Raw genomic sequence first — 14,066 nt, forward strand, 5'->3', positions numbered from 1 at the left:
AAACGGAGACGCCTTTTTTTGCACGGGAAAAGCCATGCATATCAATGGCTTGAATCGCTTTTTCGAAGCGGCCCCTTGTAAATGCCAACTCCATTCGAGCAAACTAGCGTTCGGCTGCAGCGCGGGTAGGCGGGCCGTGGCGGAAGAATCCAACTCAGAAGTGGGGCGATGTGATGCGAGACAACGAAAATGACCGCGTCGATGGCAGCCGCCGTACCTGGCTGATTGCGACGTCCGTAACAGGCGGCGTCGGAGGCGTAGCGGCAGCCGTACCGTTTGTGGTTTCGTTTGCGCCGTCCGAAAGGGCTCGCGCCGCCGGTGCGCCGGTTGAAGCCGATATCAGCAATCTCGAACCGGGCAGCATGATGACGGTGGCCTGGCGGGGCAAACCGGTCTGGATCCTGAACCGCACCGACCGCATGATGGCCGATGTCCTGAAGGCCGTTCCCCAACTGGCCGATCCCAATTCCACGCACCCGTTCTCGATGCCGCTGCCGGATTACTGCCGCAACGAATATCGGTCGCGTGCCGAGCACAAGAACATTCTCGTCGCGGTGGCCGTGTGCACGCATCTGGGCTGCACGCCGACGCCGCGGTTTCAGGAGGGCCCGCAACCCAACCTGCCCGACGACTGGCCGGGCGGCTTCCTGTGCCCGTGTCACGGCTCGACCTACGATCTCGCCGGGCGCGTGTTCAGGAACAAGCCCGCGCCGCAGAATCTCGACATCCCCAGGTTCATGTTCACGTCCCCGACGCAGATTTCGATCGGCCGCGACGAACAAGGAGAAGCGTGATGGCGACGGGAACCGCGAACAAGGTAGAAACGACGGGCCTGCTTGGCTGGATCGACAGGCGCTTTCCGCTCACCGCGCTCTGGCGCGAGCATCTGTCCGAATACTACGCGCCGAAGAATTTCAACTTCTGGTACTTCTTCGGCTCGCTCGCGCTGCTGGTGCTGGTGAACCAGATCGTCACGGGCATCTTTCTCACGATGAACTACAAGCCCGATGCGACGCTCGCGTTCGCCTCGGTCGAGTACATCATGCGCGAAGTGCCGTGGGGCTGGCTGATCCGCTACATGCACTCGACGGGCGCGTCGATGTTCTTCATCGTCGTCTATCTGCACATGTTCCGCGGGCTGCTGTACGGCTCGTATCGCAAGCCGCGCGAACTCGTGTGGATCTTCGGCTGCGCGATCTTCCTGTGCCTGATGGCCGAAGCGTTCTTCGGCTACCTGCTTCCCTGGGGACAGATGTCGTTCTGGGGCGCGCAGGTGATCGTGAACCTGTTCTCGGCGATTCCGTTCATCGGGCCTGACCTGTCGCTGTGGATCCGCGGCGACTACGTGGTCTCCGACGTTACGCTGAACCGCTTCTTCGCCTTCCACGTGATCGCCATCCCGCTCGTGCTGCTCGCGCTCGTGATCGCGCACGTCATCGCGCTGCACGAAGTGGGGTCGAACAACCCGGACGGTATCGAAATTAAGGAGAAAAAGGACGCCGACGGCATTCCGCTCGATGGCATTCCTTTTCATCCCTACTATTCGGTGCACGATTTCCTGGGCGTCTGCATCTTCCTGATGGTTTTTGCGGCGATCGTGTTCTTCATGCCGGAGATGGGCGGCTACTTCCTCGAAGCGAACAACTTCATCCCCGCGAATCCGCTGCAGACGCCGCCTGAAATTGCGCCGGTCTGGTACTTCACGGCGTTCTACGCGATGCTGCGCGCCACGACCGACCCGTTCAAGATCGTGCTGATGGTCGTGATCGCGCTGCTCGGCGTGCTCGCACTCGTGCGTGCACGCGGCAAGTGGAAACTGGGCTTGCCGGTGCTGGCCATCCTCGTGATCCTTGCGATGTACTTCACGGAGTCGAAGTTCTGGGGCGTCGTGGTGATGGGTTCGGCCGTGATTTCACTGTTCTTCCTGCCGTGGCTCGACCAGAGCCCGGTGAAGTCGATTCGCTATCGGCCGTTCTTCCACAAGGTCTTCTACGCGATTTTCGTGGTGGTGTTCCTGACGCTCGGGTTCCTCGGCACGCGGCCGCCGTCGCCGGCTGCGACGCTGATCGCCCAGATCTGCGCGCTGATCTACTTCGCGTTTTTCCTTGGCATGCCGTTCTGGACGCGGCTTGGCACGTTCAAGCAGCCGCCCGAGCGCGTGCGGTTCAAGTCCCATTAACCCGGGAGCGAGGAAATCATGACGACGAAATCCCTCTTGGCGGCGCTCACGCGCGGATTCGGCATGGCCGCGCTGGCGCTCGGCTGCGCGCTGGCGGTTGCGCCGGCGCACGCCCAGGAAAACATTCCGCTCGACCGTGCTCCCGATAACGGCGAAAATCTTGCTTCACTGCAACATGGCGCGCGATTGTTTGTAAACTACTGCCTCAGCTGCCACAGTGCGAATCTGATGCGCTACAGCCGGTTGCAGGATCTCGGCATTACGCAGAAGCAGATCGAGGACAATCTGCTATTCACGACCGACAAGGTCGGCAACACGATGTCGGTCGCCATGCGGCCGGACGACGCGAAAACGTGGTTCGGCGTGACGCCGCCGGACCTTTCCGTGATTGCGCGCTCGCGCAGCCGCGACTGGTTGTACACGTACCTGCGCAGCTTTTACCGCGACGACACGCGCCCGACCGGCTGGAACAACCTGGTATTCGACAACGTGAGCATGCCGCACGTGCTGTGGCAATTGCAGGGAATCCGCACGGCGAAGTTCGAGGATACGGTGGACGAACGAACCGGGGAAAAGGTCCATCGTTTTGCGGGGTACCAACAGGTTGTGCCGGGGCAGCTATCGCGGGTGGATTATGATGCTGCCGTGGCCGATCTGGTGGCATATCTCGGCTGGATGTCAGAACCGACGCAGAAAACCCGCAGGCAGCTTGGCGTGTGGGTCTTGCTGTTTCTCGGCGTCCTGAGCTTTTTTGCGTGGCGACTGAACGCTGCATACTGGAAAGATATCAAATAGGCACGTCCGTACCGACGTGGGGCCGGCGCCGCGAGCGAACCGTCTGGAAGCCGTCTGACGATTCGTTCGCACGCTGGCCTTTTGGGTTTATTGAGGAAAAGTAAATCATGATGGTTCTGTACTCTGGCACTACCTGCCCGTTCTCCCAGCGCTGCCGGCTGGTGTTGTTCGAAAAGGGCATGGACTTCGAAATCCGCGACGTCGACCTGTTTAACAAGCCGGAAGACATCGCCGTGATGAATCCGTATGGCCAGGTGCCGATTCTGGTCGAGCGTGACCTGATCCTGTACGAATCGAACATCATCAACGAATACATCGACGAGCGCTTTCCGCATCCGCAACTGATGCCGGCCGACCCGGTGCAGCGTGCGCGTGCGCGGCTGTTCCTGCTCAATTTCGAGAAAGAGTTGTTCGTGCACGTGAGCACGCTCGAAAACGAGAAGGGCAAGGCCGCCGAGAAGAATCACGAGAAGGCGCGCCTCGCGATCCGCGACCGCCTCACGCAGCTTGCGCCGATCTTCCTGAAGAACAAGTACATGCTGGGCGAAGAGTTCTCGATGCTCGACGTCGCAATCGCACCGCTCCTGTGGCGCCTGGATCACTACGGCATCGAACTGTCGAAGAATGCTGCGCCGCTGATGAAGTACGCCGAGCGCATTTTCAGCCGTCCGGCCTACATCGAGGCGCTGACGCCCTCGGAAAAGGTGATGCGTCGCTAAACGCCTGCGGGCAAGGCAACCAGGGGCGGCATGCGGTGTGCGGCGGATTGGACGCCGCATGCGGTTCCCGACAAGGATCGTTGATGCAAGAGATTTCCACGAAGCCGTACCTGCTTCGCGCGTTGTACGAGTGGTGCACCGACAACGGTTTTACGCCGCATATCGCGGTGCGGGTCGACAACCAGACGCGCGTGCCGCGCCAGTTCGTGCGCGACGGCGAGATCGTCCTGAACATCAGCTTCGAGGCCACGAGCCAGCTGCAGATGGGCAACGAGCTGATCGAGTTTAACGCGCGCTTTTCGGGCAAGTCGCACAAGATCGAGGTGCCGGTGGCGAACGTGCTCGCGATCTACGCGCGTGAAAACGGGCAGGGTATGGCGTTTCCGGTCGAAATGGCGCCGGGCGACGCCGATGAAGTGCTGCCTTCGGCGCAGGACGAGTACGAAGCGTCTGCCGATGCGCCAGCGGCGCATGATGAACCTGTCAGCGAACCGGCTGTGTCCGCTCCGGAGAAGGGCGCAGACGAGGGCGCGAAGGGCGGCAAGGGGCACCTCAAGGTCGTGAAATGAAGTAAAATCGCGGGCTACGCCGGCTTAGCTCATCTGGTAGAGCAGTTGATTTGTAATCATCAGGTGGCGGGTTCGAGTCCTGCAGCCGGCACCACATATTTATCCGCCGTTGTATGGTGGTGACCAGAAAACCCCGTGAGATCGTTGATTTTGCGGGGTTTTTTGTTTTTCGGTGTCCGTGGTCGTGCACTGATTGCTGGTATCGATGATGGTATATTGGTTGGTATCGACGTTCAAAATGTTGGTATCAGGAATATGCCCCTTACAGATACGGCAGTTCGGAATCTCAAGCCTGCAGCCGCACCATACAAACGGTCTGATGGCGGCGGTATGTATTTACACGTCACGCCGAACGGCGGCAAATACTGGCGGCTAGCCTATCGCCTGTTCGGCAAGCAGAAGATTTTCGCCCTCGGCGTCTATCCTCAGGTCTCTCTGGCCGAGGCGCGGCAGATGCGAGACGAGGCGAAAAAGCTCATCAAGCAGGGAATTGATCCAGTTGTCGAGCGAAAGCAGACTTCACGTCGCAAATACGACGAGCAGGCAACCACATTCGAACTCATTGCCCGCGACTGGCATAGGACGAAGCAATCGAGTTGGACGGAGTCTCATGCGAAAAAGATCATGAATTCGCTTGAGGCAGATATTTTCCCGAAGCTTGGCGACCGCCCGATTGCCGCGATCAGCGCCCCCGACCTGCTGGCGGCATTGCGAGTCATCGAGAGTCGTGGAGCACTAGAAATCGCTGGGCGCGTATTGCAGCGCTGCAACGCGGTCTTTCGATACGCGGTCGCGACGGGGCGGATCACCGCCAATCCGGCGGCCGAGTTGCGGGGCGCTTTGAAGACGCCTGAGCGAAAGCACCATGCTGCGTTGTCACACGCCGAACTTCCTGCGTTCATGTCTCACGTGGATGGGTACGATGGCGACTTTCAGACCCGCATCGGGCTTCAGTTACTGGCCCACACGTTTGTCCGGACTGGCGAGTTGCGTGCAGCTAGGTGGGCTGAATTCAACCTCGAATTGGGCGAATGGCGCATCCCTGCCGAACGCATGAAGATGCGCGATGAGCACATTGTTCCGCTGTCGAGGCAGTCGGTTGCCCTGCTTCGTCAGTTGGAGTGCATCAATGGCGATTCGGAACTCGTGTTTCCGTCTGGCAATGGACGTCGCGACAAGTGCATCAGCGAGAACACCTTGCTCTATGCACTGTACCGGATGGGTTATCACTCCCGAGCCACAGGGCACGGTTTTCGCGCGACAGCGTCGACGATCCTGAACGAAATGGGGTTCCATCCTGATTGGATCGAGCGGCAACTCGCCCACGCGGAACGGAACAAAGTCCGCGCGGCGTATAACCGTGCCCAATATCTTTCCGAGCGTAAGCAGATGATGCAGGTATGGTCGGATTATCTGGACGCCGTTTCGCGCGGGGAGAATGTCGTGCTGAGTGAATTTCGGCAGAAACGGAGTGAAAATTAGCGGAAATCGGCGTCTTTTCGCTTGTCTGTCAAAGTTATTTGGCCGTTGATGCCTTGATTTGACCCTGGTAGCATGTCAATACGACCGAAAAACCGTCGTTTGACCGGTTTTCGGCTCGCCGCTCGCGCCGCAGCGCATGCCTGAGCAAATCCGCCGGAATTTGGTCGGATTTCTCCTCGAATTTTCCCTTCTGATCTACCCAAAATGTCCGATGCCGCCAAGGCAGGCGTTGCTGCGCGCTTCTCTTTTGCATTTTCAGGAGCGTATATGTCAGGCATTCCCGCCACCGTGACCAGCACCCCGGAGAGTTTTACACCCGCATTTACGCGGGTGCAGCAGGAGGGCGAGGCAGACTGCGCCTTCGCTTGCATCGCCATGATCGTCGGCAAGACACTCGACGAGGTGAGAACGGCGGCCATAGAGGCGTTCAGGTTCCCGGCACATCCGCCGCGCTGGATTACCGAGGATTTGATCTGCAGCCTGCTGGCGCACTACCAGTACGTCGCCACGGTTTACAAGGAGTTTACTTCCTTCAGCGAATTGCCACCGCTGGCGATTCTTCTCACTGACTACTTGCCAGAACTCGAAATGGGTCGCCACGTGATCTACCACCGTGGACGCGCGTCTCATGATCCGAACGTGAACGTGCACTACATAATCGACCCGGCGTACTGGATCAGGCCACAGGACCACGTTCGGGCCGCTCTACCGCCAACGGCCTATTTCATCGGCATCCACGCGATGCAGCAGAAAGCGAAAACCAGCAAGTAAGCACCGGGCCATTACCGGGCACCCTCCGCGACAAGCTCCGCCATCGTGACGCCAAGCGCCTTGGCGATGCGCTCGATATTACCGATTGAGATATTGCGCTCACCACGCTCCACCGAACTGATGTAGTTCGGATGCAGGTCGGCCGCTTCGGCCAGTTTTTCCTGTGTCAGTCCCTTCGCGTGGCGGATGCGTCGCACATTACTTCCGAACAGCTGCTGGACATCACACTTTTGCGTTGGGTGAGTCATGCCCGGAGTGTCCCGGGGCTGTGACCCTTAATCCACACACTTTGAGTTTGGTTTGGGCTATATTCGCGAATAACCAAACTCAAAGTGTTAACAAACCTTGCGGGGGCATCAATGAGAGGAGTTTTTCTTGCGGCAGTCCTGGCCGCGTCGGCATCGCTTGCCAGTGCGCAAAATTTTTCCGATCAGGACATCAATCTCATGGCTGCCGGGCAGAAAGCATTCAAGACGTACCGGCAGGGCGGCATAACCGGGGTCTATACGGCCGTCACCCAGTGCTACGGGCATTTGCGTCCCGGTCAGAAAGCGCTTGAGCGCAGCGTCGAGTTTTGCGTCGCGCTCGATATCGGCGGGGTGGTCATCGATTCCGAGGTGGCAAGCGCCGAGCATTTCCCGCGCGACCCGCGCTTTATGGAGGTCGCAGCGGCAAACCGCATCAATGCGGTTCTGCGGCGTTACGGCATGAGTGCCAGCAACGATGACACCACCGCGTACTTTGCCGCGCGCGTCGGCCGCATACAGAAATACACCAACGACGCAGCTCAACTCGATTCCCATGCGGTCGGCCAATCGCAGATCGCCCACTATAAAAAGCAGGTCGTGCAGGCAGCGACCAGGGAATGCGATGGCGATACCGGCGATGGGGTCGCCACGACGGCGTATTCGGGGAATCTCGCTGGCGTGGGGCCGGTGACCGTCATATCGGCGGGGTCGAACGGCTGTGCGGGTGGGCAGGCTCCGCGCAACTGGCTCTGGGTATTTTTCGCCGACGGCAGCAGCAGCCAGACGAACCAGCCACCCAATCAACTGGACTCGCTTGCGTTCAGTGACGACCAGATCGTCGTTAAAAGCCTTGAAGTCGGGCAGGAAGATTCGCCGAACTTCCCGAGCCATTTAACCCAGCTCACCTACAAGGTGAATGGCCGAAAACTGATGCTGGCGGGCAGCCGATTCCTGGCAATCCGGAAAGAGTAACTGGAAATTCAAATTACCATGAATCAATTCAAATTCGTTACCGCCGCAATCGTAGGTATCGGCATAATCCTTCTGTCTGGGTGCTCAGACGATAAGCCTCATTTTTCTGTGGTGACGAATCCACGGCCGCCAAGTATCAATATCACGGTAACGAGTGACAGGGAAACGATTAATGAGGTCATCGTCAATCGAGGTAATTGTGAAATTACGCCCTACGTTGGAGTGAAAGAACCCCTGAAATTCGGGCAAAGGGCCATTATCCTGACAGGCATGTGTAACGTGATGGAAGTCGAGGTCAAGGCTGACAGCGGGGACTATACCTACACTTTCAGCCAAAACTGAACCAACGAATCCAGCCATAACGCGTGATGGAAGCCCTGATACGGCGGGTGTTTCCACGTGGATGGCTGACGACCTGCCTACACCAACAGAGACAAGAACAATGAAACGTATTGGATATGCATTGGGGACCTTGCTCATCGCTATCCCGCTCGTCTCCCTGGCTGAACCGCTTGGCCAGGGCGAACTCGTCAAACTCGACACGCGACCCGGTGTGACGCAAGGCATCTTCATCACGACACCGCGGCAGACGCCGCCGAAGGCCGTCATGGTGCTGTATTCGGGGGGAGAGGGCCGCCTGCACCTGGAGGCCGACGGTCCGAGCAAGTCCCGCGACAACTTCGTGATCCGCACGGCGAGCTACTGGATCGACCACGGCTACGCAGTGGTGCAGGTCGATGTGCCGTCCGATCATTGGCGCGATGGCCTGAGTGCATATACGCGCCGAACTCCCGATATCCTTGCCGACCAGAAGGTCGTGTCTGCCGAAATTCGCAAGCGCTTCCCCGGCGTGAAGGTCGTGCTTTATGGGACGAGTAACGGCACCGCCACCGAGGGCAATATCCTCATGGGCGCGCCGGAATTGGCAGACCTGTACGTGCTGACTTCGCCGGTATCGATTGCCCGGAAGTACATCGGCATCGCTGATCTGGACGTTCCGCAAGCGTACCGTGACAGGACCATGCTGATGTCCAACGAGAATGACGGGTGCCCCGCAGCCCGGTATTCGGGCGCGCAGCGCCTCGTGAGCAAGAACGGCCTGACGCTCATAACCGAGTCTTCAACCGAAGACGGCGGTGAAGAGTGCGGCCCGGAATCGCCGCATGGATACCTCGGCATCGAGGCCAAGGCCCTGGCCGATTCCGACGCCTGGATCGCATCGAAGCTGAACTGATCGCGTGCAACACGACAACCTGAATATGGGCGTGCAATCACGCAATTAAACAACCGGGCCTGATCGCCCAAATCATTCCCGTTACCGTAGCACCAAGCCGAAGCCGGAGCGTCATGCTCCGGCTTCGTGCGTTTACGGCTCATGAATTCGTGGCGGCGGGTGTTTTCCCATCAATGGAGACCTTTTTATGTCCAGCAACAACTCAGCATCGAGCACGCCAGATGATCGCACTGACGTGCCGCCGCCGCCGTCCTGGCCGTTCTTCCCGTTGGGGCGAGTCGTTGCGACACGCGGCGTCGCCCTTCATCTCGAACGCCACGGCATCGACGCCGTGTCTTACCTTCGGATGCATGCCTGGGGGGATTGGGGGGCGATTCCGCCCGAAGACGCGGAGGCAAACCGGCAGGCCGTCGCGCACGGCGGGCGCATCCTGTCGAGCTATTCGATTGCCAATGAGCGCGTGTGGATCATCACGGAGGCTGATCGATCCGTCACGACGCTCCTCCTACCCGAGGAATACTGATTATGAGCAGCATTCACCCTGCCGCGCCCGAAATGGCCTTAACGAACCGGCTGCGCCGCCCGCTGCGCGACATGCTGGCGCTTCTGCCTCAGTTGCCTACGACGGAGACTGGTGTGCCCGACTATGCCGAAGCGGATGCGGACCTGCTGGTGAGCTTGGCCGAGTCGGCTGAACTCGTGCTCCAGATCATTCACGACGGCGTGTCATCCATCGGGTTGCTGAATGCGCTCACGGCGCAACGGATCGCGGACGGCGAACTACGCGCCGAACACATCGTAGCCGTTGGCCGGTTACAGGTTGAACTCGGTGAGGCACTTGCATACGCCTACGCGCTTGCCGTGGCCTGCCGTCGCCATACGGCTGATTACATCGCCCGTGGTACTGGCAGTACCGGCCAGCGTCAGCCCGGAGGGCGCTGCACATGAGGCTCGTGACCCATTCGCAACAGGCGTGGTTTTTCACGCGGTTGATGAAGCGAAGGCTCCGCAGCAAGCGGCCTGCCCGCGAGAGGGAGCCGACACGCGGCCTGCACGAGCGCGCCGGGGGCAAGGCGTCCGCCATGCGCAGCGAGCACCAGCAGCACAGCCTGCGGCGACGGGCGTTTCTGGCATGGGCCAACCGGCACGCGATGATACCCGGGGCAACCGTCGCGCTACGCCAAACGCGAATTGACATGGTTTTGCGCGTTGACCGGCCACCCGTAGCGTTTTTTGTCTCGGCGACCTGCATTCGCGTATCGACGTTCCGTGCGGGCCGCTTCTGCGAATTGCGAGTCTTCGAATCCGATCCGCGCAAGGTCGCAGGCGGCTACGTCGATGATGGCCTGTTGCCAGAGCACGTCGTTGTGTACCACGACCTGTACCGGCTGTGGTGGTACGAGGTCTTCGCACCCTTCCAGCGATGGTTCGAGGACGAGTTTGCGAAGGCGATCGCTTCAACATCATCGGACGAATCGCTCCCCTGATTCGCCCACGTACACGGGAACACGTAGAAATGACTGAAAGTGAAGACATGGCGCTCGGACGCGCCGCGCAGTGGATGCTTGAGCGGTTTGATGCACCGCTCGGCCCGCAATGACAGAGGGAGTGCCATGAGCATCATTTCGTATCTGCGCGTATCGACGGCCGGGCAAACCGTGGAAAATCAGAGGCAGGCCATAGCCGCCGCGGGCCTGAAAACCGGGAGGGAATTTATCGATGCTGCGACGAGTGGGACGACCGCCGCCGACAGCCGGGAGGGCTGGGCCGCGTGTGCGCAATATCTTCGCGAGGGCGACACCCTCGTTGTGTATGCACTCGACCGGCTGGGCCGTAGCACCGTTGACGTACTCTCGACCATTAATGCGTTGCACGAGCGTGGGGTGCGACTCATCCTGATCCAGCAGCAATTCGACACTGGTACGCCAGCGGGCAAGCTGGCACTGACGATGTTCGCGGCGTTTGCCGAGTTCGAGAACGGCATACGCAAGGCGCGCCAGCGCGAGGGGATTGCCCGCGCCCGCGCGGAGGGAGGAAAGTATCGGGGCCGTAGACCCAAACTCACGGCAGGGCAGCAGGCTGAGCTAAGACAGCGTTTTGAGGCGGGCGAGAACCGCAGCGCGCTCGCGCGGGACTTTGGCATTGATCGCGTTACGGTCCACAGGTATTGCGCTGGCGTTGGCGATTGAGACGTGTTTGTCTCCGTTCGGGCCCGAAGGGGACGCTGACTCCGCCGCGAGCCGCAAGACTGCTGCCGGATATTGACCTGCCATCCGAATTTTCAACGTATCAGGAAAAAAGGGCGCTACGTCACCGCGGCGCCCTCTAATCAGGCTCATCGCCGACCAGTTGCAGTCCTTCGACTCCGCCTTTTATGGGCGCCCTCGGGCCCGAAGTGATCCTCGTCGCCACCTCCCGCCGGTCCGTCGAGCATCAACGCTTACAATATGGCGACCAACATCAGCCACTAATCTCGGCGGCACGAAGAAGATACGGGGAATCGACAGATGGCCACAAAACGAACGCTAAGTGTCACGCAGCTCGATCTAGACGTCACCAATCCGCGAGCTAAGCCGGAAGATAATCAGACTGACGCTCTGCGCGGACTGCTCGCAGTGGAGCGGGATGGTGAGAAAGTCTACGAGCTCGCCAAGGACATCTGCGAGACAGAGATGCTCGATCCAGGCGATCGGCTGTACGTGGTCCCATCAGAGTCAAAAAATCGCTTCACAGTGCTCGATGGTAATCGCCGCCTGGCCGCGCTACGCTTGCTCTCCCAGCCGGGACTTATTGAGCGTGACGACGTGGGGATTACACCTACATTAAAAAATCGCTTCAAACGACTACAAACTGACTACGCAAATCGTTGGCCTACCGAGGTCGACGTCGTTGTCTTCGACAACCGTGATGCGGCGGACCATTTCATTCGGTTGCGACACACTGGGGAGAACGCAGGGGCAGGCCGCAGCGCTTGGTCGGCCTTGCAAATTGCCCGTTTCGACAATACCGGACTTTGGCAGTGTCTCGATCGCCTCCGCGCTGCCAAAGAACTCAGCTTGGCGGTTTTGAGCGAACTCGACCGTAGTGAATTTAATATCACGAGCTTCGATCGTGTGGTGACCTCCGAAGAGTTCCAGCGACGGTTCGGATGCTCGATAGGGAAGAATACCTTCGATGCCGGTGCTGGTGCCCCTCGAGCGCTAAAGGCTCTCGCGCGGGTCGCCAATGATGTGACTACTGGCCGCGTGCATTCTCGGGGGGAATTCGCAGAAGCGAAGTCCATGGGGCCTTACATCGATGAGGTTGAGAAAGGTGTAAATGACCATTTTGCTCAAACGGCGGCACCCGCGGCTGGAAATCCTGCAAAGCCGCCGCCCTCACAGCCGAGTGCCGGCTCAGGTGGTTCGCACACAACGTTCATACCGCCTGCGCCTCCCGCGGCTGGCACCGGAAGTTCCGGCGGAATGGGAAGCTCTGCGGGAACGGCAAGCGCGGGAGGCTCGGGAGCAACCCTTCCGCCCGTACGGAAGAAACGCGTGTCGAAATTCCTCCTGGCAAAACATGAGCTCACAACGGTGACCAATCCCAAATGCAGGGAAATCGTTTCTGAGCTGAAACAAACAGTGCCGGTGCAATATGCACCTTACGGATGTGCCCTGCTCATGCGCTGCCTCCAAGAGCTGACGGCAGAGATTTACGTATCGACTGTGATTAACCAGAAGCCAACGAACCGCAGCGCGAACATTGACGCAGCCGCAAAGCACCTCCTAGGAAATTCGCATCCGACAGATCCAGGCGATAAGCGAGACATCGCCGAGAACTTCAACCAATTCCGGCAGACCTATGAGGAATTGTCGTCGACTGCGCACAGCAAGCTGACTGATCTCAGCGCTGACCACCTTCGCGCAACATGGAATAATCTAGGCGGCGGAATGGAACTTTTGTGGAAAAGAATCCATGCTGCTGAAGTCGCTCGCGCGCAGAAAGCAACGGCGGTCGCCTAAGTAATACATAAGCATCAATGGCCAATTGCACCCCTCTTCGGTACCCAGGCGGCAAGGCACGCTTGCGCCCCTACCTCGAACGATTGATCGAGCAAAACCACCTGTACGATGCTCACTACGTCGAGCCGTTCTGCGGTGGAGCTGGCTTGGCGCTCGAATTACTCATGAACTACACGGTCAGTACGATCCATATAAACGACCTTGATCGGGCCGTTTACGCGTTCTGGTATAGCGCAACGAGACGCACAGACGCGTTGTGCACACGAATCGGCGACACGCCCTGCTCGATCGACACGTGGCACGAGCAACGTGCTGTCTGGGTGAACCGTGCAAAATCGAATTTGCTCGACCTTGCTTTTGCAACTTTTTTTCTTAATCGAACCAACAGATCAGGAATACTTGATGCGGGTGTCATTGGCGGGAAAAACCAGACGGGACGATGGAAACTGGATGCCCGCTACAACCGTGACCGGTTGATCGAGCGAATCGAAGCAATAGGGCGGTTTCGTTCGCGGATACACGTCTATAACCAAGAGGCCGTTGAATTCTTGAAAGCCCTGCAACCGGACCTGCCGCGCAAGTCGTTGATCTATCTCGACCCACCCTATGTGGAAAAGGGCCCGGGCCTGTACCTGAACCACTATGGCGAAGAAGATCATCGCTCGCTGGCTAAATGGGTGGCGACCAAGCTGCGCCGTCCCTGGATGGTCTCGTATGACGCGCATCCACTTATCCGCGAATGCTATGGCGGCCACACCGAAGGCGAAATGAATTTTCATTACAGCGCGCACGGGAACGCACGCCGTGGCACCGAACTCGTATATTTTTCGGAGGGACTTGTTCCCCCCGACATGAGCCATCGGTCATCACGCTACCATCAACCATGGGAAGCCTACGAGGCGGCATAAGAACGGCGCACGGTTGCATGAGAGTGCAACAAAATGCACGCTTCCCGCATGTCGCCCACCGCCTGCGGGCCCCGAATCGTCTTGCGGACACCCGCACACGGTGCCGCCGACTGCAAGACGACTCGGCAACCACTGGGCGCAAAAAGCCCAACATCGGGCGGGTTACTCTGGTGGTAGAGCCTTGC

17 protein-coding genes and 1 tRNA gene are annotated in these 14,066 nt (G+C 59.1%); 17 read left to right on the plus strand and 1 reads right to left on the minus strand.

Annotation, left to right across the window (positions count from 1 at the left end; translation table 11 throughout):
* Positions 1–173 precede the first annotated feature (173 nt).
* The 8 genes from petA to EPN59_RS09530 all read left to right on the plus strand — a co-directional run bounded on the left by petA (position 174) and on the right by EPN59_RS09530 (position 6,515).
* Complete coding sequence (petA, locus tag EPN59_RS09495) at positions 174–794, plus strand: ubiquinol-cytochrome c reductase iron-sulfur subunit (protein WP_293040951.1); 621 nt, start codon at positions 174–176, stop codon at positions 792–794.
* Positions 794–2,179 carry a cytochrome bc complex cytochrome b subunit gene (locus EPN59_RS09500; RefSeq protein ID WP_293040952.1) on the plus strand — a complete coding sequence of 462 codons (1,386 nt, stop codon included), beginning with the start codon at positions 794–796 and terminating at the stop codon, positions 2,177–2,179. Before petA ends, EPN59_RS09500 begins: the two co-directional genes overlap by 1 nt.
* A gap of 63 nt (positions 2,180–2,242) precedes the next feature.
* A complete protein-coding gene (locus EPN59_RS09505; RefSeq protein ID WP_293041018.1) occupies positions 2,243–2,974 on the plus strand; it encodes a cytochrome c1 in 732 nt (243 codons plus the stop codon).
* Positions 2,975–3,081: 107 nt separating this feature from the next.
* Positions 3,082–3,693: a glutathione S-transferase N-terminal domain-containing protein gene (locus EPN59_RS09510; protein ID WP_027797364.1), complete on the plus strand. Its 612-nt coding sequence runs from the start codon at positions 3,082–3,084 to the stop codon at positions 3,691–3,693.
* An 83-nt stretch (positions 3,694–3,776) separates the two neighbouring features.
* Positions 3,777–4,262, plus strand: a complete 486-nt coding sequence (locus EPN59_RS09515) for a ClpXP protease specificity-enhancing factor (protein WP_293040958.1) — start codon at positions 3,777–3,779, stop codon at positions 4,260–4,262.
* An 18-nt stretch (positions 4,263–4,280) separates the two neighbouring features.
* Positions 4,281–4,356 (plus strand) — tRNA-Thr (locus tag EPN59_RS09520).
* Between the two features lie 161 nt (positions 4,357–4,517).
* Positions 4,518–5,744, plus strand: coding sequence for an integrase arm-type DNA-binding domain-containing protein (locus EPN59_RS09525; RefSeq protein WP_293041021.1), 1,227 nt, complete (start codon positions 4,518–4,520; stop codon positions 5,742–5,744).
* Positions 5,745–5,948: 204 nt separating this feature from the next.
* Positions 5,949–6,515: a hypothetical protein gene (locus EPN59_RS09530; RefSeq protein ID WP_293040960.1), complete on the plus strand. Its 567-nt coding sequence runs from the start codon at positions 5,949–5,951 to the stop codon at positions 6,513–6,515.
* Between the two features lie 11 nt (positions 6,516–6,526).
* Here the strand turns inward: EPN59_RS09530 and EPN59_RS09535 are convergent, their stop codons facing one another.
* A complete protein-coding gene (locus tag EPN59_RS09535; RefSeq protein ID WP_293040962.1) occupies positions 6,527–6,763 on the minus strand; it encodes a helix-turn-helix transcriptional regulator in 237 nt (78 codons plus the stop codon).
* 111 nt (positions 6,764–6,874) lie between these two features.
* On the opposite strand from EPN59_RS09535, the gene EPN59_RS09540 reads away from it, so the two are divergent.
* The 9 genes from EPN59_RS09540 to EPN59_RS09580 all read left to right on the plus strand — a co-directional run bounded on the left by EPN59_RS09540 (position 6,875) and on the right by EPN59_RS09580 (position 13,881).
* Positions 6,875–7,735 (plus strand): hypothetical protein, encoded by an 861-nt coding sequence (locus tag EPN59_RS09540; protein WP_293040964.1) that lies wholly within the window; start codon positions 6,875–6,877, stop codon positions 7,733–7,735.
* A gap of 18 nt (positions 7,736–7,753) precedes the next feature.
* Positions 7,754–8,077 carry a hypothetical protein gene (locus tag EPN59_RS09545; RefSeq protein WP_293040966.1) on the plus strand — a complete coding sequence of 108 codons (324 nt, stop codon included), beginning with the start codon at positions 7,754–7,756 and terminating at the stop codon, positions 8,075–8,077.
* A 100-nt stretch (positions 8,078–8,177) separates the two neighbouring features.
* Positions 8,178–8,969 carry a hypothetical protein gene (locus EPN59_RS09550; RefSeq protein ID WP_293045938.1) on the plus strand — a complete coding sequence of 264 codons (792 nt, stop codon included), beginning with the start codon at positions 8,178–8,180 and terminating at the stop codon, positions 8,967–8,969.
* A 187-nt stretch (positions 8,970–9,156) separates the two neighbouring features.
* Positions 9,157–9,492: a hypothetical protein gene (locus tag EPN59_RS09555; RefSeq protein WP_293040970.1), complete on the plus strand. Its 336-nt coding sequence runs from the start codon at positions 9,157–9,159 to the stop codon at positions 9,490–9,492.
* 2 nt (positions 9,493–9,494) lie between these two features.
* Positions 9,495–9,917: a hypothetical protein gene (locus EPN59_RS09560; protein ID WP_293040972.1), complete on the plus strand. Its 423-nt coding sequence runs from the start codon at positions 9,495–9,497 to the stop codon at positions 9,915–9,917.
* Positions 9,914–10,456, plus strand: coding sequence for a hypothetical protein (locus tag EPN59_RS09565; protein WP_293040974.1), 543 nt, complete (start codon positions 9,914–9,916; stop codon positions 10,454–10,456). The genes EPN59_RS09560 and EPN59_RS09565 overlap by 4 nt, the downstream gene beginning before the upstream one ends.
* A 126-nt stretch (positions 10,457–10,582) precedes the next feature.
* Positions 10,583–11,158 (plus strand): recombinase family protein, encoded by a 576-nt coding sequence (locus tag EPN59_RS09570; RefSeq protein ID WP_293040976.1) that lies wholly within the window; start codon positions 10,583–10,585, stop codon positions 11,156–11,158.
* Between the two features lie 318 nt (positions 11,159–11,476).
* A complete protein-coding gene (locus EPN59_RS09575; protein ID WP_293040978.1) occupies positions 11,477–12,973 on the plus strand; it encodes a hypothetical protein in 1,497 nt (498 codons plus the stop codon).
* A gap of 17 nt (positions 12,974–12,990) precedes the next feature.
* Positions 12,991–13,881: a DNA adenine methylase gene (locus EPN59_RS09580; RefSeq protein WP_293040980.1), complete on the plus strand. Its 891-nt coding sequence runs from the start codon at positions 12,991–12,993 to the stop codon at positions 13,879–13,881.
* The last annotated feature ends 185 nt before the right edge of the window (positions 13,882–14,066 follow it).

The organism is Paraburkholderia sp., assembly GCF_004298475.1.
In the GTDB taxonomy this organism is placed as follows: Bacteria; Pseudomonadota; Gammaproteobacteria; order Burkholderiales; family Burkholderiaceae; genus Paraburkholderia; species Paraburkholderia denitrificans.